Source organism: Oryzomonas japonica (assembly GCF_008802365.1).
In the GTDB taxonomy this organism is placed as follows: domain Bacteria; phylum Desulfobacterota; class Desulfuromonadia; order Geobacterales; family Pseudopelobacteraceae; genus Oryzomonas; species Oryzomonas japonica.
On record NZ_VZQZ01000004.1, the window covers coordinates 90,761 to 112,513 of the forward strand.

A 21,753-nucleotide genomic window follows, 5' to 3' on the forward strand; every position below is an offset into this window, starting at 1 on the left:
GGGATGAGAACAGCGCATTTGTTCGCAGGCGCGGGGGGGGGATTACTTGCAGACCTTATTATTGGACATGAACCGATCCTTGCCGTTGAATGGGCCGAGTCCTGCTGTAACTCTCTGCGGGAACGTGCAGCGGAGGGATGGTTTCCCGGCTTGCACATCCATTGCGGAGACGTTCGGCTGTTCGACTTTGCCCCCTGGCGCGGTCGAGTGGATTGCTTGGCAGCGGGCTTCCCTTGCCAGGATATTTCTGCGGCGGGAAGAGGCGAGGGAATCAGCGGAGCGAGAAGCGGCCTTGTTAGCGAAGTGTTCCGAGCAGTTGACGTTATTCGACCTGGAATCGTATGGCTCGAAAACAGCCCTCGAATCCGAACCAGAGGGCGCCATATCGTTCTTGGGGAACTTGTGGCGCGTGGATACGCCTGGAGGGATGGAGTCCTTGGCGCGGCTGATGTCGGCGCTCCCCATGAGCGCGATCGATGGTGGTGCATCGCTGCCAACGCTGACGGTATGCGGCAACTACAACAGGAAGGGACTAACTGCAACCAGTGGCGACGGGATTGCTACGGCGTTGAAGCGGTTGCCGACATTGACGGCTACGGAAATGTCAGGCGGTCGAACTATCCCGCCAGGAACGACGCTGACCGGCATGACTCTGGACGGCAAGAAGGTCCAAGTCGGACTGAAAAGCGCTTTGAAGATGCTTCCGACGTTATGCTCCACCGACTACAAATCGCCGTACAGTGCGGAGGGCTTCGAGAAACAGACGCTGAAACGATCCAAGCCGCTGCGGGATACACTGGTGCATTCAACTGGTCACCGCCTCACCTCGGCATTTGCGGAATGGTGGATGGGGTGGCCGCTCAATTGGACGGCAACACGAAGCAAGCCCGCATCAAAGCGGCGGGCAACGGACAAGTCCCGATAGCGGCGGCAGCCGCGTGGATGATTCTTTCGGGTGTTGATAAGGGCCGGTTTGAGAGCGGAAAGAACGGGGTGTGGTGATGAACGCTGGTTTGATGTTTTCGAGTGAAACCGATATGTGGGCAACCCCTCAAGATTTCTTTGACAGGCTGAATATTATTTTCCGTTTTAACCTGGATGTGTGCGCCCTGCCCGACAATGCCAAGTGTGAACATTATTTCACGCCTGATATGGACGGACTGGCGCAACCGTGGGGGGGGGTGTGCTGGATGAATCCCCCGTATGGTAGAGGAATCGGCAAGTGGGTGGAAAAGGCATATAGAAGCGCAAAGGATAACGGTGCAACTGTCGTTTGCCTCCTTCCGGCAAGGGTAGATACGCGCTGGTGGCATGATTTTTGTGCAAAGGGAGAGATACATTTCGTGAAAGGCCGCCTGAAATTTGGGGCCGCAAAAGACAACGCCCCGTTTCCCAATGCCGTGGTTGTTTTTAGGCCGACACTTTCAGACGTGTTTATTTAGTTGCATACGGGAGGTTGCAAAAAATGCAAAAGCGTATGCGGTTGAAAGAGGCACGGGAGAAAATGGGGTACAGCATGGCGGAACTGGCCGAATGCCTGGGTATTCATAAGGCCACCTGGCAGGGGTACGAGATTGGCCGCCGCCGCTGCCCTTACGCCGTACTGCGCCAGGTCGTGACGATCCGCAAGAAGGACCGGGCTTTCTTTGCCGAACTCCCGGCCCGCCTGGACGTTCTTATCGACAAGGACTTCCCCCACGGCATTCCCCCGGAAATAAATTATTTCACCGATGAAGATTTTTCTTGATTTGTGCTGCCCGGTTTTGCTAACGAAATAAGTACAATTTGAGTCGTGTCACTGAAAGCTCCTTGGCCTCCGCCTTGGGGCTTTTTTCGTGGGCGTTCAAAGAGTCGCTGCCCCGCCCACATGCGCCGCTCCTCCCGGCGTGTGTGGGAAAGGGGCAAGCAGGGAGAGTTATGAACGGTGCGGATGTAGTCAAGCAACTGTCTGACCTGAAAACCAAGCGTACCCCGCTTGAGTCGCACATTCGCGAGTGTTACCAGTACACCAATCCCATTCGCGGCATGATGTTCGGCACCGGCAGCACTACCCTTTCCGCCGATACGGTTCAATCACAGGCCGCCGCCGCCACGGCCAAGCTGTTCGATTCCACGGGGGATGATGCCGCCAGTACCGTTGCTTCCGCGCTGGTTTCCAATCTCACCCCCGCCAATTCCCGCTGGTTCGGCTACAAGTCCGAAAAATCCAACGATGAGCTTAACAAGTGGCTCGATGCGGCCTGTACCAAAGTCCACGCCGAGATCCACGCCAGCAACTACGACGCCCCTGGCTACGAGGGTATGTACGATACCGCCATCGCGGGCCAGTGCGCTTTATATATCGAGGACGGCAAGGATGGGGCCACCTACCATTTCGAACTGTGGCCCCTGGCGCAATGTTGGGTAGCCACCACCACCCGCGACGGCCTGGTGGATACGATCTTTTACGAATTCACCCTGACCGCGCAGCAGGCGGTGAAGGAGTACGGGGAAAAGAACGTTTCCGAGAAGATCACCAAGATCGCCGAGAAGAAGCCGCACACGTTGTTCCGGTTCGTTCAGGCGATCTTTCCCCGCGTGAAGGATGACAAGGGGAAACAGCCCCGCGTCAAGGACAAGGTGCTGCCGTTCCAGTCCATGCATGTGGAACTGGACACCAAGAAGGTCTGCCGGAATTCCGGCTACCATGAATTTCCCGTGGTTTATCCGCGCTGGCTCAAGCTCCCCGGCTCTGTCTATGCCCAGGGGCCGACCTCCCGCGCGTTGCCCGATATAAAGACGTTGAATGAGGCCAAGCGCCTCACCTTTGCCAGCGCCGACATGGCGATTTCCGGTATGTGGGGGGCGGTCGATGACGGCGTGATTAATCCGAAAACGGTACGGATCGGCGCGCGCAAGATCGTGATGATGTCAAGCAAGGATTCGTTTTTCCCGATCACACCGGGCGGAAACTTCGACCTGTCCATGATTATCGCGGAGGATCTTAAAAAGAGCATCCGCCGCATAATGATGGCCGACCTGCTGGAAACCAATACCGAAGGTCCGGCCAAGACCGCCACCGAATGGCACTACCGCGTCAACCTCATTCGCCAGTTGCTCGGTCCCATGTTCGGGCGCATTCAGAACGAATATTTGCAACCGATGGTCTGGCGCTGCCTCTGGATAGCCTACCGTAAAGGGCTGTTGGGCGAACTGCCGCAAGGGGCGCAGGGGGATAATCTTCAGTTGCAGTTCCAGGGACCGCTTGCCCGCGCTCAAAAGCTGGAAGAGGTTGCGGCCATGGATCGTTTCGAGCAATCGCTCATGGCCCAGGCCAAGGGTCAGCGTGACGCCGGGGAACCCCCCACGGTATTGGACAACTACGATCTTGACGAATCCGCCCGCCACCGTGCCGATCTGTTGGGCGTGCCGGCAAAGTTGATCGTTAACATAAAAGACGTGCAAGCCCGGCGTAAGCTGCGGGAAGATCAAGCCGCCAAGGCCCAACAGGCGCAGGCAATGAGCGCCATGATGCAGCAGGGCGGCCAGGGCGCGGTACCGGGCGCGGAAATGGGGATGGCGGCATGACGAAGCGGCGGGACGGATTACCGGATGCGGTTTACAACCGCGTTTTTCAGCAGGATCGGGACGGCGCGGCGATCCTTGAGGAACTTTCCTCCAAGTACCATGATTGCGCCAGCTATGTTGTCGGTGATCCGCACGCCACGTCATTCAACGAGGGCGCCCGTAGCGTCATTCTGTACCTGTTCAAACGAGCAGGATCAAGCGAGTAAGGGAGGTTTGATATGTCGAGGAATTTGGGGCCGGTGAGGACGGAAATTCGCCGGACGTTTATCGAGGGTCAAGGTCATCTGGTCGAAGAGGTCGCGGTGGGTGATCCGCTGGCGTCCGGCCAGGCTGTAGTACAGCAGCTTCCGTCACCTCCGCCCGTCCCTGTCGTTTTGACCGCCGATTCGGTGCCGCTGTCCCTGGCAAAGGATGTTATTGCGGCAAACGGCATGGTGGCGGTCCCGCCTACTTTCCTGACCGACGAACAGCTTGCCGAGTTGGGTATCAGCAAGGATAACGCCAACCTTCCCGGTGACAATGAATCTAAGGGCGAGAAGGTGACGAAGCTATCCGAAAAACAACTGCTCCAGGCGATCAAGGACGCCAAGACGTTCGACGAGCTGAACGCTCTTACCAAGGACGAGCGCCGCACAAAGATCCTGTCCGCCGCCGAGACTCGCGCAGCAGAACTCAAGGGGGCGTGATGGACTGGCGCACTCTCATACCGACACGTTTTGACCCGAGAGCCGGCGACGATGCAGCGGGTGCCGCTGCCGGTGATGATGGCGCTGCCGCTGCCGCCGCCGCTGCTGCTGCTGGTGCCGCTGCCGCTGCCGCTGCCGGAGGCGGTGACAACCTATTGAACCCGGACGGCGGAGCGCAGCCGTTTACGGTGCCCGACAAGTTCATGGTCAAGGGCGCCGACGAACAGCCGGATTATAAGGCCATCGTCGAAAAGATGGGCCAGTCGTACAACCATCTGGAAAAGCGCCTCGGTACCGGCGACGTTCCGCCCAAGACGGCTGATGAATACAAGCTGGATAAGTACCTTCCTGACGGTTTCGACGCAAAGCCGGAAGCCGTAAAGCCGATCCTGGAGAAGTTCCACAAGGCCGGTCTGACCAACGCGCAGTTGCAGGTTGTCATGGGCACGTTCGGGGAACAGCTTTCCGCCGGTCTGGCTGCTGAAAAAGCCGGCCACGCCCAGGCCACCGAGGCCTTGAAAAAGACCTGGGGGGAGAGTTTCGGGCAGAACATGGGCGCCGCGAATACTGCCCTGGCCGCCTATACTGCCGACGACCCTGAGTTGAAAGCGCAATTTTCCGATCCGAAGCTGGCAAACAACCCGGCGATCATCCGCCTGCTGGCAAAGGTGGGGGCCGATCTGGGAGAAGATCGACCGGCGGGCGGCCTGGACGGAGCCACGGCGGAGAGCATTGACGAAATCAGAAAATCCAAGGCGTACACCGACAGCAAAGACCCCGGCCACGCTGAGGCGGTCCGCAAGGTCACTGAAGCGTACGCAAAGGGTTACAAGGCAAACAGGGAGTAACCCGCCACATTGCAGCACCACATAGCCGGGACGGTGGGATAAGGAATCCCTGTCTGTTTCCCCCGCTTTCCCGGCACCACACCATCAGGCCCGCCCACGCGGACAACCTGGAATGACGTAGCAGTACACATCAAACCAAGGAGTCCGCACATGAAAACATTCATCCGTTACACCCTCATGTTGTTCCGTATCGTCATGGCCTTTGCCGCGTCGCTGTTCGCCGTCCGGCCTGTTGCGTTCACCCGTCGCGACCCGGCGGCCGCCGGTGACCAGGTGCCCGCCCACTTTGTTAATAAGTACGCCGACGATGTGACCCTGAACATGCAGCAGACCACCAGCCGCCTGGAACCCTACGCCACCGTGCATTCCGGCGTTGTCGGTGCGTCCGAGTCCTGCGACAACGTGGGATCGAGCGAATCCCAGGAAGTGACCACGCGCTTTTCGGATATGGAGGCCAATAATACCCCCCATACCCGGCGCTGGATCGACCTGCGGGATTTCGATTGGTTCGACTATGTTGACAGCTTCGACAAGCTGAAGGTGTTGACCGACCCGACGAACAAGTACGTTACGCTGGCCGTCGCCGCCCACAATCGCCGGAAAGACCGCCTGATTGTCGAGGCCGCTCTTGGCTCGGTTCGTGAGCAGACCGGCCAGGGCAACAACGGCAGCAGCCAGTATGTGGTATTGCCTGCCGGCCAGAAGATCCTTCACGGCGGCACCAATATCAGCATGGCGAAGATCCGCAGCGCCATCGAACTGATGAACGCCGCCGAGGCCGCCAGCCCCGAAGAGGGCGGGGAGCGCATCTTCGTATACACCTCCAGCCAGTTGACGGTGCTGATGGCCGACAACACCCTGACCAGCAGCGATTACAACACCCTGCAAGCCCTGATGGATTACAAGGTGGAATCCTTCATGGGCATGACCTGGAAGCGCACCGAGATCCTGCCGAAGGTCGGCACCACCCGGTCGTGCTGCATCTTCGGCAAGGGGTACATGCACCTGGGGATCGGACAGGAGATCACCAACGACGTCGCCGTCAACAAGAACAAGCGCGGCTATCCGTACCAGGTGTACAGCATGATGTCCCTGGGGGCCGCCCGTTCCGAGGACAAAGGCGTGGTCGAGATTCAATGCACCGAACCCTGACCCGCTGAATAAACCGTAACCGGGGCGGTCATCCGCCCCGCAACCATCAATCGTTTGGAGGCTGTATATGAAAACATTTATCAACATGCTTGTGTCCCTGGTCGCCTATGTGGCTACGGCCATGACCAGCAGCAAGCCCGCCGGCACGTACATCCGCCGCGATCCGTGCGCCGGGGCCAATGTCTATGCCGCCGAGTATACCAACGCCTATGTTACGACGCCTGCGGTCAAGAATTCCGCCGCCCAGCTTGGCGGACGGGTGCGCATCGCCCGCGCCACCTATACCCAGGGCGCGGCGGACGGGGCAATCGGTGACGTGGTGTACTTCACCAAACTGCCCCAGGGGGCGACGCCGCTTCCCTTCGGCAAGATGTATTTCGGTGCCGGGAACGCCACCGCCACCCTGAAAATAGGCTTTGCCGGTAATGACGCCTGTTTTCTCGCCGCCACTTCCATTGCCGCCGCCGGTAGCGCCGTGCTGGACGCCTTTGCCGCATCCGGCGCCATCCTGAAAAACACCGGCACAACCGGTCTTGACGTTATCGGGACCAATGCCGTGGCGGCCATCAAGGCTGCCCAGGTGATCACCATCTGGATTCCCTACGTGATGAACGACTGAAAGATGAACGACTGACAAAGGAACGGGGCCGGGGAAACCCGGCCCCGCTGGTGGACGATGCAATACTGGATCAATGGGGGATGGGTGGATGAAGTACCGGCGCAGGCCATCGCGCAGACGCCTGATGCGCGTCTTGTTTCCGATGACCAGACCACAGCATGGAACGGGGCTATCCCTACGGAGATTTATGCCGATGCCGCCACCGGCCCGGCTACCGTGATCCTCCCGTCCACCGGGAACGTCATTGTCTATAAGAGCGATTTGAGCGTCAACCCGGTAACGGTAGTTCCGCAGGGTGCGGACACGGTAATGCACAAGCCGAACACCGTCTTGACGATGCAGGGTGAAACCATCCATCTACGGAAAAAGGGCACCAATTGGGATGCCATAGGATAACGACATGTTGACCAAGCTCGATATCATCAACGCCGCCCTGGTTTCGCTGGGCGCTTCCCCGGTCCAGGACTTGAACGAAACGGTTCATGCGAAGGCCGCCGCCTCCTTTTGGAACCTGGCCCTGTCCGCAGTATTGCGGGCGCATCCGTGGAACTTCGCCATGGCCCGCCGGTCGCTGGCTGCATCTGCCGATGCTCCCGTATTTGGGTACGCCAAGACGTTCCCGCTCCCTGCCGACTGGATACGGACGGTCGAGGTCACCGCCGAGGATTTCAAGCAGGAAAGCGGCCGTATCCTGTGCAATCAAGATTCACTGAATATCCGTTACATCGCCATGGTCGCAGATCCCTCCCGGTTCGACGCGCTCTTTTCAGACGCCTTGTCTGCGTACCTGGCCGCCAAGCTGGCCTATCCGCTTACGAGCAGTTCCAGCCAACAAGATGTGTGCTGGTCCGCCTATAAGGAACTGCTGCGCCTGGCCCGGTCTGTGGATTCTCTCGAAGACCCGCCCGACGATCTGCCGGAATCAAGTCTGTTGACGGCGAGGGGATAATGGGGAAATTCCGCACCATACAGACCGCGCTCAATGCCGGTGAGATATCGCCGAAACTTCGGGGCCGTACCGATATCCCACGTTACCAGCACGGGCTTGAATTGTGCCGTAACGCCATCCCCATGGTCTGGGGGGGCGTGCAGCGTATGCCCGGCACTCGGTTCGTTGCGGAGGCATCCGGGCCGGTCGTGCGGTTGATTGATTTCCCCGTATCCATAGACGGAGCAATGGCAGGCTACGTGCTTGAACTTGGCGACCGGAAGCTGCGCGTCTATTACAACGGGACGCAGATCAAGAACGGAGCCGCGCCCTACGAAGTCGCCACCCCCTACCAAAGCGCAATCCTCCCGGAGATCCGTTACACGGCCAGCGCGAACGTTCTCTATTTTTTTCACCCGACCAAACGGCCAAAACGGTTCTATCGCAAGGACTCCGACACAAATTGGATACTGGAGGATGTTCCGTTTACCTATTTCCCGTACATGCGGCCGCCGAACAGTTCCGGGATCAAAATAACGCCGTCCGCCACCAGCGGGAACATAACCCTGACCGCAGACAAGGCGTGGTTCATAGCCGATCATATCGGCTTGACGTTGGTGGTCAACGGCGGGATTTGCACCATAACCGCCGTAACGGATTCGATGCACGCCAGCGCCTCGGTAGACGCCGGTACTCCCATAAGCGCCCCGGATTCGACCGGACGCCGCCTGCATGATGTTGTGACCTTCACTTACACCCCGCCGGAAATCCCTGTGGCATTCGGCTTCAATGTGGATATCAAGGCGCTTTACGATGGCAAGATACCGGACTTTTCAACCAGCTATGCCGAAGGGGGATACTCTGGGAATAGCGATGACTATCTCACGGTGACGCCATCCAATCCACTCCCTGACGGTGTTACCGTTACTCGCGTGCGGGAGATAAACCAGTTGAGCGGTACTGACCCCGATCCCGATTGGAAGGAACAGGCATGGTCTGATTTCCGTGGCTGGCCGGCGTGCGCCACCTTCCACGAACAGCGCATGATTGCGGCCGGTTCTCCGACCTACCCCACATACGAATGGGGCAGCTCTTCCGGCGATCCGCTGGACTTCACCATCGGGACGCTGGACAGCGACGGTTGGGCCTTCAATCTCTCGGCGGCTTCAACGTCGATCTACCACCTGCTTGGCGTGGATTGCATTGCCACATTCGCGGGTGACAAGGAGTTGACGGTGCGGGGTAGCAGCGATTCGCCCATAACGCCGTCGAACGTTCAGGTCAAGAACCGCACGCCCCACGGCACCGGCCTGGTGCGCCCCGTGCAGATCGGCGGGGAAATATACTTCGTGCCCCCGTCCGGGTTGAAACTTCGGGGTTTCGGGTATCAATACAGTTCGGACAGCTACGTGGCGCCGGATGTCGCGGTTATCGCAGACCACCTTGTGGCGGATGGCAACGGTATTTCGCAAATTTCCTACGCGCGGGAGCCGTACAGCCTGTTGTGGGCGGTCACCAACGGCGGCGCGCTGCTGACCCTGACCCTGGATAAGGAGCAGGAGGTCACCGCGTGGGCCGCACACGGCACCGACGATTCCCGACATATCAGTATTACCAGCGTCCCGGGCCAAGACGGCAGCGATCAAGTGTGGTTTGCCGTGAAGAGGCTGATTAACGGCCAATGGCGAACCTATGTCGAAATGCTCGACGTGGGACTTCAAACCGATAGCTCTGTTGTCGCCAGCGGGGCCGGGCTGGTGGAAATATCGGGGCTCGGCCATCTGGAAAACTGCCTGGTCGATGTAAAGGCCGATGGTTTCTATTGCGGGCGCAAGACCGTCATTGGCGGGAAGATTGCCCTTGAAAACCCTGCGGCGACTATTGAAGCAGGTCTGCCGTACCATACCACCATCAAAGACCTTCCCCTTGAGCTTGCCAATCCCGGTCAATCGATCCAGGGGGCCGCAACCGCTGTCGGCAAGATCCGGGTGCGACTGTTTGAGACTCAGGGCTGCACCGTCAACGGCGAACAGATCCCGTTCCGCCGGTTCCCCAACATCAACGCACCGGTTGGCGTATTCAGCGGCGACAAGGAAATATTCAACCTGGGACGCGGCACCGACCCGTCGCAAACGCAGGTTTCTATTGAGCAGGATCTTCCGTTTTCACTCACTGTGCTGGCGATCATCAAGGAGGTAACGGTTAATGGATGACAAGGTGACGCTCATCACCGATCACGGTGATAACCGCCTGCGCTGGCGGGCAAACTACCGGGGCGTGCTGGCCGCCGAACTGACCGCCGATATCGACGGGAACAACGCCGTGCTGCACAACCGGGTGTACCTCTGGAACAAGTCGCTGTGCCGGGAATACCAGACCATTTATTGCCGGGTCCGTGAGCAATTGAAGGAGCTTGGCATTCGATTGGTCATGGTCTGTTCCGATCATTATACCGTCACCATGGGCCACTACTGGCGGATGATGGGGTTCAAAATCTTTTATGACGTTCAGGCTCCAGGGGGTATCACGATTCCCTGCGCCGTGATGGAGGTTTGATATGGGACTGGAAACGGCGACGATTATTGCAATAGCGGCAACCGTTGCATCCGCTGGTGGGGCTGCCTATAGCGCGTATTCCCAAAGTGAGGCCGCAGACGAACAGGCCAAGCTTCAGGAGGAACAGGCCGCCCAGGAAAAGGCCGCCGCCGAGGCCGAGGCCGCCAAGATCCGGGAGAAGGGGCAGCGTACTGCCGCCGCCCAGGAAGCGGCCCTGGCCGGGAGCGGCGTCAAGCTCGATGCCAACGGCAGCGGCGGGGCACTTCTGGCGGAAACCGACAAATTGACCGAACAGGACGCCTTGGCGGCGCTCACCACCGGGAATAACAGGGCCAAGCTGTTGGAGGGGGAGGCGGCTATCAGCCGGGATAAGGCTACGTCATCGCTTATTTCCGGCGGGTTTAATGTGGGGTCAAGCCTGATCGGGGGCTACAACTCTTATCAAAAAAGCAAGTCAAACACCAACCTTGCAAATTCATTGAACGCCGACACGTTTTATCAGCGGAAAGCACCAAAATACACCTTGCTGGGGGGCTAATGACTATTCCGCCTGAGTTGTGGGACATATTCAAGATGGCAATCGGCGGATACGCCATATTCCTTTTGAATCGTTCCGATAGGAGCCAGCGCGAGTTGTTTAAACGCTTGAGAGCGCTGGAGTTGCGGTGTGCGGGCCAACATGGCGCTTTTGGGGATAACGGCAATGAAGATTCCTGACGCATATTTCGGGGGAGGTTTGGGGCAGCGTGTGGCGCAACCGGCGCCCGCCCTGCATACCGACGCTTCCGGCGACGTGGCCGTGGGACAGGCTGCGCAGCTCCTAGGGCAAAACCTGTTGCAGACCGCCACGGACCAGAACGAATTCCAGGGGCGTATCGACCTGCAACAGGCCCATGACCTGAAAGCGGAGATGGAGCGGAAGCAGCGCGAACAGGAGGCCGAGTTGAAGGCCCAGGCCAAGGAACGGGAACTGGCCGCAGCGAAGAGGGAATACCTGAACTTCGCCCCGCAGCTTTCGGCCCTGCAACAGAAGATCGTTGATGATCCCGACACGGCCCCCGAGGACTATCCGGCAGCGTTCCGCGACCAGGCGCAGAAGCTGGCAAGCGATACGCTTTATCCCAAGTTGAACGAACACCAGCGCAATACCATTGAATCCCAGGTGATGGAGCATATCAACCAGGGCTCGGAGCAAATTTATAAGACGGGCCAGCAGGAGATCAACGACGGGGCATGGGCGGAGAGCATCGCCACCCTCGACGCTCTCAAAAACGATCCGACCAAGGACGTGCGCACCAAGATCGCCATCATCAAGGATGACAACTTTTTCGGCGATACCGGCCGCCCGGCTCATGATATCGAGGACACCCGCCAGAAAGCCATACAGGAGATCATTACCGAAGACGCCGCGCACCGCTTCAATGCTCTGAAACCGAACACCAAGGCAAAAGACCCGATCAAGGCGTCACTCTCGATGCTGGATACCTTCCGCCAGCAGATCACCGCCACCGACGCCAACGGCCAATATACCTACAACCCCGAATGGGACCAGAAAACCCGTGAAGAATATGTTTCCATGGCCCTCGCCAAGAAACAGGCCCTTGAGGCCCAGGCGGAGCAATTGCGCCGGGAACGGGATACCCAAGCAAAACAGGAAGCCACCAACCTGGTGATGGAGCTTAAGGACAAGGTTAAAACCGGCTGGATACCGACTACGGCCGCAGATTACAAGTTTGTGGCCACGGTGCGGAAATACTCCGCCTTGTCGCCCAGCCTGTCCCGGCAGTATTCGGACGCCATGTCGTACACCACCGATTTCGGCAAGCGCATGGAACTGAAAAAGGCCGATCCGCTGGGGGTCGCGGCGGCGGAACATGGCGTACAGCTCCCGGCGCTCAACATGCTTGACGTTACGAACCTGCCGAAGCAAATCGCCGGGCGCCTGGCCGTGGCGAAACAGCTTGGCGTCAATGCGGTATTCCGGGGCGACGAAATCAAGGCCCTGTCCGAGTACCTGCAAACCCTCCCGGCCCGTGATCAAGTCAAGCTGATATCCACTATTTCCCGGCCATTGGGGCCGGCTATTTCCTCCGCCACCTTCAACAGCGCCGCCGAGCAGGTACGGCTGGCGCACCCGGACCAGGCGGTCATGTTCAAGCTGTATGCCAGCGGGAAACCGGCGGAGGCTCAATTGTACGCCGAGGGTCGCAGCTACCTGAACGGGGAAAAGAAGGATTTTCTCAAGGATAAATTCGGGGCGATCCAGCAGGATATGACCGACCGCATCAATAAACAACTGGGCAGCGCCCTGGCCGCAATGCCCGAGGCGAGGAACACCACCAGGGATGCCGTTGCCACCGTCTACCTGGCCGAGGCGCAACGGCGCAACGCGCCCCTGGATAGTGTGGACAAAGACCTGTTGACGGATGTGGTAAGGCGGGTTGCCGGGAATACCGTACATACCGGCGCCGCGTATTTCGGCAGCGGAAAAACCACCATCGTGCCGGACGGCATGAACGGTGACCAGTTCCTTAACTCGATCAAGGCGATAACCCCCAAGGATATCGCCAAGCGCGGCGGGATCGACGGTATGAACGACGCCGATGCGGCCCGCTTCCTTAAATCTTCCGCATGGCACGAATGGAATGGGGGGTACACCTTCGTCAGGGATGGCAAGCCGCTGTACGGCAAGAGTGGCAGACCGTTCGTGTTCCGCCTGGATGATGGGATTGGGGCGCGGTAGAAAGTAGTAACAGCGCTTCGGCGCTGAATTCAGCAAGGAGAAAGACCATGACAAAGAATTGGAAAACAACGTTGGCGGGGATTATTGGCGCAGTAGTGGCGTACACCGTAACCGCAGTACAGAGCGGGAATGCATGGGACTGGAAAGCGTGGGCGTTGGGTATCCCTACGCTGGTTCTCGGTTTCCTGGCGAAGGACAGCAACGTGACCGGCGGGACGGTGCAACAGTAATGGAGTGGGCGGCGGTCATATCTGCGGTCCTGGGGATCGCCGCCCTTGTTCTGCGGCAATATTTGTCAGACAAAGCAAAACAGGAGGCCAACAGTGACCAGACCAATATCCAGACCATGCGCAAGGCGCTTGCTGATAATGACGGCGCTGCTGTCGATGCTGCTGCCGCTGACCAGCATGACCGGGTGCTCTCCGCGCTTGGTGGTGGTGGACGGGGAACAATCGGTGACAGTGAAGAAGAGCACTATTGACAACCTCCACCGCGATAACGAATTGCTGATAAAGGCGCTCAACGAGTGCAAGGGTAAATAATGCCGATCATCTGGGATAGTGAAACTTCGGGGCTTGAAGAGGATTACGCGGCGGCTCGTACCCGCCCGCAGCCACCCGAGAAAACCGGCCTCTTAAAAGCGGCCGGCATGGGGGCCATGAGGAGTAGCGTTGCGCTGGCTCGCGGCACGGCCTTGGCCGCTTCAACTCTTTTCCCCCATGAGTCTGCCCCCGATGACGGCACCCGGATCATTCCGCGCAAAGAGGATTTTTTCAAGTTCATCGACACCAAGCTAAACGATGCGGAAAAGTATTGGACTCCCGACCCGGAAAGCGTCGGGTGGGCCGGGGAACTTATTGGTAATATTTCCGGGCTTCCGGTGCAGATCGGGGCCGGTCCGGGCCTGATGGCGGTATCCGCCGGGCTGAACACCGGCAGCAAACTGGTGGAACAGGGCGTGGACCCGACTACTGCGGCCGTGGCCGGTGCCGGGGCGGGCGTCGCCAATGCCCTGATGATGAAGATCCCCCAGGCCGGGGGCACCCTTCTGAAAACTGCCGGCGCATCCACGCTTATGCCGCTGATCGGAGCCGGGCAGGATTACGCTTTGAAAACGGGCCTGGAATCCCAGGGCTACACCGAGCAGGCCGCCACCATCGACCCCCTTAACCCGGTCTCCCGCCTGACCGATTTGACCTTGGGCGGCGTATTTGGCGCTTTGGGCTACCACGCCAACCGGGTTACGGCACGGGCCAACGCCACCGCCCTGGAGAACGTGGCGGCCCGCGCCACCGAGTATCACGACTTGATCCAGAAAGCCGGCGGAGAAACGGCCCTGCGTGAGCAGTTGCCGGTTGAAACCGTGGACTCTCTGGATACCGTCCGCAGCTATCTAAAAACCCTTGAAACAAATCCCTTCAACAAAGATGCCCTGGCTGGCGTGGACCGCCACATTGAAATGCTTAAGGGTGCTTTGGGGAGTGTTACCGAGGGCAAGCCTGTGGACGTTGCCGACCACGCCGGGGGTATGCTGAAACCGGCTCCCAAGCCGCTGGAACTGCAAACCCTGATGGATAAGTGGAGCGCAAAGTACGGCATGGCGCCCGATGAAGAGGCGGGGGTATCCGCGCTGATCCAGGCACGGGCGGCAAAGATGAAGATCCCGGTCGATGAATTCGTGGGCAGGTATTTCGCGGATGTTACCACCGAGCCGCCAGGGGAGGGGAGTTATTACCAGGGCCGGACCTTTGACCGCTTCAAACCCCTTGATGTGCCCTTTGACAAGATGCCCGTCAAGGAAGAATACCGCTTGACCTCCGAACAGGCCCAACAGTTGGCCGATACCTACGGCAATGGCACGATTGATCGAGTGACGGACCGTCGCTTCTTTGAAACCGGGCAGGACCGGGGCAACCCGGAGTACGGGCACCGATTCAAAACCACCGATAACCAGCCGGTGCGGGGTGCAACATCATTTGCAGTTAATGGCGAACGTGATATAATCCATACGAAATTGCACGAACAGCCCGGCAATGACGCCATGATACATTATGGCGTAAGACCTGCCGATATCGGCGGAGATTTCGTTGCAATGCGCGTCGGTACGGCCCGGGACGGGAAACCGATCTTTCACCTGTTTTCCGACTCCCCCGTCAATACCGATGCGGCCACGGTACGTTCCCATGGTTTGGCGCTTAAGGCCAAATCCGAAGAAATTGCAAAGAGTAATGAGGCAAAAATCCATGATATCAGCAACGACGATGGAATCAATGAAGCACTGGCCGCCCTCGGAATTAGAGAACTATTCCGCCCAACTGAAAGACCATCTGCGGTCCGTGAGGGACAACCCGGAGGATTGGGCGAAGGTGCCGGAAGATCTGAAAGCCAAAATAATGAAGTCCCTGGAGGACCAAGCGGCGTAACGTCTGATCCAACAGACCCGAATGTCTTATACCAATCCCGCCCCGTAGTACAGCCGTTCTACTCCAAATTGCTCCGTGAGGTTGACGCCCTGCCGCAAGAGAAGTGGAACGCCAGCGACCTGTTGAACAAAGTCCGTAAGACCCCCGGAGTCAAAGAAGAGGAAATAGCTTGGACCGGTTTGGATGAATTCCTGAAAGGGAAGAAATCCGTTACCCGCGCCGAGGTGCGCGCTTTTCTCGATGAAAACCAGGTGCAGGTTCGGGAGGTCCAGCTTTCTGGCGATGCGAAATACGGCAGCTATGTCACCCCCGGCGGAGAAAATTACCGGGAACTGCTACTGACGCTGCCTACCTCTGAAACAAGTAAAGTGTCCCGAAGGGCGGAGCTAGCCGCCTTGGATCGTGAAAGGCCCCTTAATCCGGCAGAACAAGCAGAATTTGATTCATTGCGAGGTTATGCCGGTGGCAGTGGAACATATCGCTCCAGCCATTTCAATGAACCCAACATCCTGGCCCACGTCCGTTTCAACGAGCGCCCCGGCCCGGACGGTGAACGCATCCTGCACCTGGAGGAAGTGCAGAGCGATTGGGCGCAAGCCAAACGTGCCGGGAAGCGCGTACCCGATGCCCCCTTGATCGATTCGACCGAGAAGTGGGCGGGTATGGCGATCCGGCGCATGTTGCGCTATGCCGCCGAGAACGATTTTGACCGTATGACCTGGACCACGGGAGAGCAGCAGGCCGAGCGGTACGATATCAGCAAAAAAATGGAGTCGGTCAGTTATCGCAAGGATGGTGAGCAGTTCATCATTTCCGGCGTGGACAAGAACGGCCAGGAACACGCCCTGGGTGATTTCACCGAAAAGCAGTTGCCCGATGCCGTAGGCAAGGAGTTGTCGCAGAAGATCACCGCCGGAGATGGCAAGCCGGACGGCCAATGGACGAAGCTGGCCGGGCTTGACCTGAAGGTAGGCGGGGAGGGGATGAAGGGGTTTTACGACCGCATCCTGCCGCAGTTTCTTGATAAGTTTGGCAAGAAGTTCGGGGCCAAGGTCGAGGACATAAATATAAAAACGGGTGCCTATACCCTTGCTGATTTAAGTGGGGAGGCCAACCCGTTAGAAGCATATGCCGCCTCATTGGCAAAAGGCGAGACCGTCCATTCCATCCCGATCACCGAAGCCATGCGAGATAGCCTGTTGTACGAGGGACAGCCGCTTTTTCAGGGGGAGAAGGGCGCCGTATCGTTCCTCCGTGATGGCCGCGCCGTGATACACGCCCTGGAGTCGCCGGACTTTTCCACCGCTGTTCACGAGCTCGGCCATGTGTTCGAGCGGACCCTTGACCGTAGCGAAAAAAATGAGTTTACCCAATGGTTGTTTTCCGAGGTGCCGGGAAGCCGATGGACTCGTGAGCATTCTGAGAAATTCGCCCAGGCCTTTGAAAAGTACCTTTCCGATGGAGAAGCCCCCACGGAAGGATTAAAGGGCGCTTTCGAGAAGTTCAAGTCCTGGCTGGTGGACATTTACCGCAACATCAAGAACAGCCCGCTGGAAATGCGCCTGAACTCGAACGTCAAAGGGCTGTTTGATGCCATGCTGGCCGACAGCACCGTCAACCGCCAAGCCCGCCCGGAAATGGCGGCTCTGCACACCCTGGCCTCCGCTGCCCACGCCGAGAACCAAAACGACCTGACCGCCCTGGCCGGAGATCCGCCGGCGCACCTTGATCTGCAACCTTCACCCGCCCCCGCCGCCCCGGCACCCGCCCCCCCGCAATTCGATGCCAGCCTGTACAGCGAGTCCAACATGGTCAAGCGCTTCATTGCCGCACCGGACCGGCCTACGCCGGGCCTTTCCGGTCTGCTGCGGGCCGAGGCCGATCTTCTGGAAAAGGCCGATTTCGGCAAGGTGGTGATCGACGGTCACGCCAAGGAGGCAAGCTGGTCCACGGCGCAGGATTGGTACAAGGAACTGAACCGCTTTTACCGGCAGGGGCAGGGGGCTATCGGCAAGCAGAGTGTGGTCAATGCTCTGCGTAAGGCCGCCGAGGGTCAGTTTCAAACTCTTACCGCCGGACAGCAGCAAATGGTGGAACATGCCCTGGATAGCATCGCCCGCCGGGCCGAACCAATGCTGCGCGAGATCGACGCTCAGGAACTCCAGGTGGGTGATTCGTTCAGCGACAGCACGCTTGACCGTCGCACGGTGGTGGCCGAGCGTGACGGCAAGCTGATCCTGGACAACGGCAAGGCTCTCGGTATCGACGGCACCCTGCGCATTGCCGGGGAGATCGACCAGAGCGGCCGCCCGCCGGAAAAGGGCTATGATGCGCTTGATTACCAGGTGCAGAGCATTTTGCAGGAGCGCGGCGACATTCTCATTGTCACGGGCAAGGACGCCGCCGGCAACGACATAACGCAACCCGCCAGTGAATTTATCGACACGGCGAAAAACGACCTTGCAGCGGCGGAGAACCGGAAGCACCTGTACGACCGGGCCGCCGCCTGCATGGGACTGGAGTTTTGATTATGACTGATTTCAATGCGATTCACGCCGCCACCATGGGCTACGAGGGGGGAGCGAGCTTTAATCCTGCCGACAAGGGGAATGTGGTGGATAAGAAGGGGATCGTCACCCTGCCCACCTACAAAGGCATCGCCCCAGCGTATTGGCCTGCATGGGGGGGCTGGAAGTATATCGCCGGGGTGATTGCTTTGCTGGTCCCGATGCCGGAATACGGCACCACGGGGCACTCGAATTGGGTACGACACCTTAATGGCAAGCTTACCGAGTTGGCCGCATTGCAGCAAATGGTGGTCGATTTTTACCGGAAAAACTTTTGGGACGCCAACCGCCTGGGAGAGATAACCGATTCGCACGTTGCCGCCTGGATTTACGACCATGTGGTGAACGCCGGGCCGCGGGGCGTCATGTGGGCGCAACTGGCCGCCAAGGTAAAGCCTGACGGCAAGATCGGCCCGGCTTCGCTGGCCGCCATCAATTCCGCCGATCCTGCCGCACTGCTGGAGCGCATGGAGGATATCGCCGGGGAGTACCGTCTTGACAAGGCCCACGATAACCCGTCACAGGTGCAGTTCCTGGTTTCATGGCTGCGCCGTGACGGCCAGCCGGAAAGCATCATTGCCATGGTCCACCAGGCCGCCGTAGACGGCAAGCTGTCCGATTCGGAAATGGCGGCTATTAAAGCGACCATGGAGGCCACAGCATGATCAAGTGTATTGGCGAGATCCTGAACGCGGCCAAGGGGGCCATTACCCGCAAAGAAGCCGAGGCGATCATTGCGGAGATCGAAAAGCGTTTCAACGCCCAGATGCCGAAAAAGGATGTTTCGCTTTCCCGGCGCATGGACCTGAAAAAAGATCCTGCGGCCATGACTACGCAGGAACGCATGGTGCTGGCCGCCGAGGAAGCGTTTAACGACACTCTCAAGGAAAAACAGAACACCGTCAAGCGGGCGCAGTTGCAGGTAAAGATTCAGGCCGACGCGCAGCAGCGTATCGCGCAGTACGGCCATGGGGCGAAAGGGGTGCAGGAATACCTTTTGCGCGACGTGGCGAACAAGGCCAAGGGGATCGAGGAACTGTTGATGGCCGAACTGTACCAGGGCCTTGAACCGTACATGACCGCCACCGGGCACAAGATGGCCGTTGACCAGCAGCTTGAGGTGTTGAAATTCATAGCCGACCCGGAACTGCACAGGCGCGACGCCACGGCGGACGCCAGCCCTGCGGAACTGCTGGCGCGTGCCTTTCGCCGCATGGAAGACCGAGTACATGCCCGGAAGAACGGGGCGGGGGCCGATATCGGGTATATCCCCGGCCATTTCCCCCAGGCGTGGGAACCAAACAGCGTCAGGTGGTTCGGTCTGGACTGGAAACAAAAACTTGATTTTCGCCCGGAATGGGCGGGGGGCAAGTCCGCCACCATCGCCCGGATGCGGGAAAAGGCCCGTGCCGCCTGGGTCGATTATCTTATGCCAAAACTGGACCGGAGCCGCTATGTGGATGAAACCACCGGCCAGCCGTTGAACGATGACCAGGTGCGGGAGGTCATGGGTAACGTGTGGCAGACCATCGCCAGTCATGGCCTTTCCGGCATTGATCCGGCCACGGCGGGGGGTGGGGGGCAAACCGCTCTTGCCAAACAATTGGCCGCACACCGCGAGATCCATTTTAGCGACCCGGCGGCGTTTCTGGAAGCCAACAACGCCTTTGGCAGTCGCGACCTGTTCACCGCCATGGTGTCCAACGTCCGGCGCCATGCGAACGAAATAGCCATGCTGGAGTCTTTGGGTCCGAATCCTGATTCGGGATTCAGAACCGCTCTTGCCTACGGCCAGCGGTTCGGGGCCGAGAAAACCACCTTTGGTCGGGAAGGTTCGACCCTGGCGACGCATATATGGGATGAAATCACCGGACGCAGCAACATGATTGCCGAGGACAAGTTTGATCTGATTGCCCGCGTGATGCAGGGCGCCCGGAATATGATCACATCGGCGAAGTTGGGCATGTTGCCGTTTTCACAGGTGGTGGACGTGGCCGGCTTTCATGCTATTGCCACCAGCGACGGCCTAGGCATGGGGGAGGGATACCGCGCCATACTCCAGATGTTGAACCCCCTGAACAAGGCAGACCGCGAGCTGGCACGCAAGCATGGCCTGTTGGCAAGCATGGTTATCAATGACGTTGCCATGCGCTACGGCGACGAAACGCGCGGCGTTGGCTGGACCAGCCGGGCCGCAGATGCAACCGTGACCTGGAGCGGCGCGAAGTTTTGGACCGACAGCATGTTACAGGCGTTTCAACTGCTGATCGGTAGCCACGTTGCCGGGGCGCGGGATCTTGCCTTTCATGAGCTTGACCCGCAATTCCGGCTGATGATGGAGCGCAACGGGATCACCCCGGAACATTGGGACATTATCCGGTCGGCCGAGGCGGCCAAGATCGGGGATTTTGAGGCGGTGACACCCTGGGCGGTCAAGGGCGCCACCAGCCGGCAGATGGATAGCGCCGCCAGTATCCCAGGGGCGGCAGGGGCGCGGGCGGACGTGGCCGCCGAACGCATGGTGCAGGAGGCTGCCGAACGGTACGCGGCCCTGCTGTCCGATGAATCCCGCGTTGCCATCCTGCACCCCAACAAGAAGGATCAAGCGTACATCAAGGGCGCCACCCGTGCCGGTGAAACTCCCGGCGAATTTATGCGTTCGGTGTTCCTGTTCAAATCGTTCAGCCTGGCGCTGTTGACCCGGCATGTGCCGCGCGTGTTCAGTGGTGAGTATGGCCCGGCAAGTTCCCGCGCCGAGGTAGGGGCAAAGCTGCTGGTGGGAATGATGTTGACCGGAGGCCTGGCCGTGCAGCTTAAGGAGATTTTCAAGGGGAAGAACCCCCGCGATATGACCGATCCGGCCTTTTGGTATGCCGCTTTTATGCAGGCCGGCGGCTTGGGAATTTTCGGTGATTTCTTCCTGGCCGACGCCAACCGTTTCGGCGGCGGGTTTGTGTCCAGCGTGGGCGGCCCGGTGGCCGGTCTGATCCAGGACACGCAACGGTTGACCCTTGGCAACGCACAGACGGCCATGGACGGCAAGCAGCACAAGAAGAGTTTCAACCAGGATTTTGCCGGTGATGCGATCCAGTTTGCCAAGAACTACGCGCCGATGATGAACCTGTGGTACACGCGCCTGGCGCTGGATCATCTGTTTTTCTACCAGGTGCAGGAGTCCATCAACCCCGGCTACCTGCACCGCATGAAGCAACGCACCCGCTCGGAGAATAACCAAACCTTCTGGTGGGACCCGAATAGCCCGCTGCCGGAAAGCGGGCCGAGTCTTGAAACCGCAATCGGAGGCAACTAGATGACGCCGCTACAGAATAAGAAACTGGCCGCAATTGAAGGTAAACTGCTTGACGTATTCCTTGAGGAAGCCGACCCGGACAAGTGGACGCAGATCAAGGCCGATGATCCGGTCAAGGAACAACAATTTGCCCGTGGTAACCGGTATTGGCAGGCCAAGGTTGCCAACCAGACCATGGCCCTGCTGACCCGCATTGTCGCGTATCGCGCCAAATCAACCGAGACAGGCGGGGCATCTTCGGCGGTCGATGATGATAAGCAGATGAAGGCCGACATGAAAGCGGCGGAAAAGAAGGTTAAGGAACGTCTTGGTAGCGCCCGGCTGTCGCTGGTAAAGAAACGGGCGGTGTGATGC

The 21,753-nt window shown here is 58.9% G+C and carries 21 protein-coding genes and 1 pseudogene; all 22 read left to right on the forward strand.

The features are described from left to right. Positions 1-3: 3 nt before the first annotated feature. Positions 4-456, forward strand: a pseudogene (locus F6V25_RS17515) (DNA cytosine methyltransferase); the annotation flags it as partial. A 7-nt stretch (positions 457-463) separates the two neighbouring features. After that, positions 464-925 (forward strand): hypothetical protein, encoded by a 462-nt coding sequence (locus F6V25_RS17265; RefSeq protein WP_246166999.1) that lies wholly within the window; start codon positions 464-466, stop codon positions 923-925. Positions 926-1,001: 76 nt separating this feature from the next. Further along, complete coding sequence (locus F6V25_RS07930; protein WP_151128083.1) at positions 1,002-1,442, forward strand: DNA N-6-adenine-methyltransferase; 441 nt, start codon at positions 1,002-1,004, stop codon at positions 1,440-1,442. A 23-nt stretch (positions 1,443-1,465) separates the two neighbouring features. Further along, on the forward strand, positions 1,466-1,747 hold the full coding sequence (locus tag F6V25_RS07935; protein WP_151128084.1) for a helix-turn-helix domain-containing protein: 282 nt from the start codon (positions 1,466-1,468) through the stop codon (positions 1,745-1,747). Between the two features lie 170 nt (positions 1,748-1,917). Continuing rightward, entirely contained in the window at positions 1,918-3,567 is a 1,650-nt protein-coding gene (locus F6V25_RS07940) for a portal protein (protein ID WP_151128085.1), read from the forward strand. Beyond that, positions 3,564-3,773 (forward strand): Bbp19 family protein, encoded by a 210-nt coding sequence (locus F6V25_RS07945; RefSeq protein WP_151128086.1) that lies wholly within the window; start codon positions 3,564-3,566, stop codon positions 3,771-3,773. The genes F6V25_RS07940 and F6V25_RS07945 overlap by 4 nt, the downstream gene beginning before the upstream one ends. Positions 3,774-3,785: 12 nt before the next feature. Continuing rightward, complete coding sequence (locus F6V25_RS07950) at positions 3,786-4,253, forward strand: hypothetical protein (RefSeq protein ID WP_151128087.1); 468 nt, start codon at positions 3,786-3,788, stop codon at positions 4,251-4,253. Further along, positions 4,253-5,101 (forward strand): hypothetical protein, encoded by an 849-nt coding sequence (locus F6V25_RS07960; protein WP_191966126.1) that lies wholly within the window; start codon positions 4,253-4,255, stop codon positions 5,099-5,101. Before F6V25_RS07950 ends, F6V25_RS07960 begins: the two co-directional genes overlap by 1 nt. 150 nt (positions 5,102-5,251) lie before the next feature. Then, entirely contained in the window at positions 5,252-6,253 is a 1,002-nt protein-coding gene (locus F6V25_RS07965) for a phage capsid protein (protein WP_151128089.1), read from the forward strand. Between the two features lie 67 nt (positions 6,254-6,320). Continuing rightward, positions 6,321-6,872 (forward strand): hypothetical protein, encoded by a 552-nt coding sequence (locus F6V25_RS07970; protein ID WP_151128090.1) that lies wholly within the window; start codon positions 6,321-6,323, stop codon positions 6,870-6,872. Between the two features lie 84 nt (positions 6,873-6,956). Beyond that, positions 6,957-7,268 (forward strand): hypothetical protein, encoded by a 312-nt coding sequence (locus tag F6V25_RS07975; protein WP_151128091.1) that lies wholly within the window; start codon positions 6,957-6,959, stop codon positions 7,266-7,268. Positions 7,269-7,272: 4 nt separating this feature from the next. Further along, positions 7,273-7,821, forward strand: a complete 549-nt coding sequence (locus tag F6V25_RS07980; protein WP_151128092.1) for a phage connector family protein — start codon at positions 7,273-7,275, stop codon at positions 7,819-7,821. Beyond that, on the forward strand, positions 7,821-10,013 hold the full coding sequence (locus tag F6V25_RS07985; protein WP_151128093.1) for a phage tail protein: 2,193 nt from the start codon (positions 7,821-7,823) through the stop codon (positions 10,011-10,013). Before F6V25_RS07980 ends, F6V25_RS07985 begins: the two co-directional genes overlap by 1 nt. Further along, the gene (locus F6V25_RS07990; protein WP_151128094.1) at positions 10,006-10,356 is read left to right on the forward strand and encodes a hypothetical protein; all 351 of its coding nucleotides are present in this window, start codon (positions 10,006-10,008) and stop codon (positions 10,354-10,356) included. Before F6V25_RS07985 ends, F6V25_RS07990 begins: the two co-directional genes overlap by 8 nt. 1 nt (position 10,357) lies before the next feature. Next, entirely contained in the window at positions 10,358-10,894 is a 537-nt protein-coding gene (locus F6V25_RS07995) for a hypothetical protein (protein ID WP_151128095.1), read from the forward strand. A 165-nt stretch (positions 10,895-11,059) separates the two neighbouring features. After that, complete coding sequence (locus tag F6V25_RS08000; protein WP_151128096.1) at positions 11,060-13,099, forward strand: hypothetical protein; 2,040 nt, start codon at positions 11,060-11,062, stop codon at positions 13,097-13,099. A gap of 47 nt (positions 13,100-13,146) precedes the next feature. Beyond that, positions 13,147-13,329, forward strand: a complete 183-nt coding sequence (locus F6V25_RS08005; RefSeq protein WP_151128097.1) for a hypothetical protein — start codon at positions 13,147-13,149, stop codon at positions 13,327-13,329. Further along, entirely contained in the window at positions 13,329-13,580 is a 252-nt protein-coding gene (locus F6V25_RS08010) for a hypothetical protein (protein ID WP_151128098.1), read from the forward strand. The genes F6V25_RS08005 and F6V25_RS08010 overlap by 1 nt, the downstream gene beginning before the upstream one ends. 60 nt (positions 13,581-13,640) lie before the next feature. Further along, on the forward strand, positions 13,641-18,050 hold the full coding sequence (locus tag F6V25_RS16980) for a hypothetical protein (protein ID WP_191966128.1): 4,410 nt from the start codon (positions 13,641-13,643) through the stop codon (positions 18,048-18,050). A 2-nt stretch (positions 18,051-18,052) separates the two neighbouring features. After that, complete coding sequence (locus F6V25_RS08015) at positions 18,053-18,754, forward strand: glycosyl hydrolase 108 family protein (RefSeq protein WP_151128099.1); 702 nt, start codon at positions 18,053-18,055, stop codon at positions 18,752-18,754. Beyond that, complete coding sequence (locus F6V25_RS08020; protein WP_151128100.1) at positions 18,751-21,399, forward strand: hypothetical protein; 2,649 nt, start codon at positions 18,751-18,753, stop codon at positions 21,397-21,399. The genes F6V25_RS08015 and F6V25_RS08020 overlap by 4 nt, the downstream gene beginning before the upstream one ends. After that, a complete protein-coding gene (locus F6V25_RS08025; protein ID WP_151128101.1) occupies positions 21,400-21,750 on the forward strand; it encodes a hypothetical protein in 351 nt (116 codons plus the stop codon). Positions 21,751-21,753 lie beyond the last annotated feature (3 nt).

Coding starts and splice junctions, on each gene's coding strand:
- F6V25_RS17265 (WP_246166999.1), top strand. CDS start 464: ATGAGCGCGATCGATGGTGGTGCATCGCTGCCAACGCTGACGGTATGC.
- F6V25_RS07930 (WP_151128083.1), top strand. CDS start 1,002: ATGAACGCTGGTTTGATGTTTTCGAGTGAAACCGATATGTGGGCAACC.
- F6V25_RS07935 (WP_151128084.1), top strand. CDS start 1,466: ATGCAAAAGCGTATGCGGTTGAAAGAGGCACGGGAGAAAATGGGGTAC.
- F6V25_RS07940 (WP_151128085.1), top strand. CDS start 1,918: ATGAACGGTGCGGATGTAGTCAAGCAACTGTCTGACCTGAAAACCAAG.
- F6V25_RS07945 (WP_151128086.1), top strand. CDS start 3,564: ATGACGAAGCGGCGGGACGGATTACCGGATGCGGTTTACAACCGCGTT.
- F6V25_RS07950 (WP_151128087.1), top strand. CDS start 3,786: ATGTCGAGGAATTTGGGGCCGGTGAGGACGGAAATTCGCCGGACGTTT.
- F6V25_RS07960 (WP_191966126.1), top strand. CDS start 4,253: ATGGACTGGCGCACTCTCATACCGACACGTTTTGACCCGAGAGCCGGC.
- F6V25_RS07965 (WP_151128089.1), top strand. CDS start 5,252: ATGAAAACATTCATCCGTTACACCCTCATGTTGTTCCGTATCGTCATG.
- F6V25_RS07970 (WP_151128090.1), top strand. CDS start 6,321: ATGAAAACATTTATCAACATGCTTGTGTCCCTGGTCGCCTATGTGGCT.
- F6V25_RS07980 (WP_151128092.1), top strand. CDS start 7,273: ATGTTGACCAAGCTCGATATCATCAACGCCGCCCTGGTTTCGCTGGGC.
- F6V25_RS07985 (WP_151128093.1), top strand. CDS start 7,821: ATGGGGAAATTCCGCACCATACAGACCGCGCTCAATGCCGGTGAGATA.
- F6V25_RS07990 (WP_151128094.1), top strand. CDS start 10,006: ATGGATGACAAGGTGACGCTCATCACCGATCACGGTGATAACCGCCTG.
- F6V25_RS07995 (WP_151128095.1), top strand. CDS start 10,358: ATGGGACTGGAAACGGCGACGATTATTGCAATAGCGGCAACCGTTGCA.
- F6V25_RS08000 (WP_151128096.1), top strand. CDS start 11,060: ATGAAGATTCCTGACGCATATTTCGGGGGAGGTTTGGGGCAGCGTGTG.
- F6V25_RS08005 (WP_151128097.1), top strand. CDS start 13,147: ATGACAAAGAATTGGAAAACAACGTTGGCGGGGATTATTGGCGCAGTA.
- F6V25_RS08010 (WP_151128098.1), top strand. CDS start 13,329: ATGGAGTGGGCGGCGGTCATATCTGCGGTCCTGGGGATCGCCGCCCTT.
- F6V25_RS16980 (WP_191966128.1), top strand. CDS start 13,641: ATGCCGATCATCTGGGATAGTGAAACTTCGGGGCTTGAAGAGGATTAC.
- F6V25_RS08015 (WP_151128099.1), top strand. CDS start 18,053: ATGACTGATTTCAATGCGATTCACGCCGCCACCATGGGCTACGAGGGG.
- F6V25_RS08020 (WP_151128100.1), top strand. CDS start 18,751: ATGATCAAGTGTATTGGCGAGATCCTGAACGCGGCCAAGGGGGCCATT.
- F6V25_RS08025 (WP_151128101.1), top strand. CDS start 21,400: ATGACGCCGCTACAGAATAAGAAACTGGCCGCAATTGAAGGTAAACTG.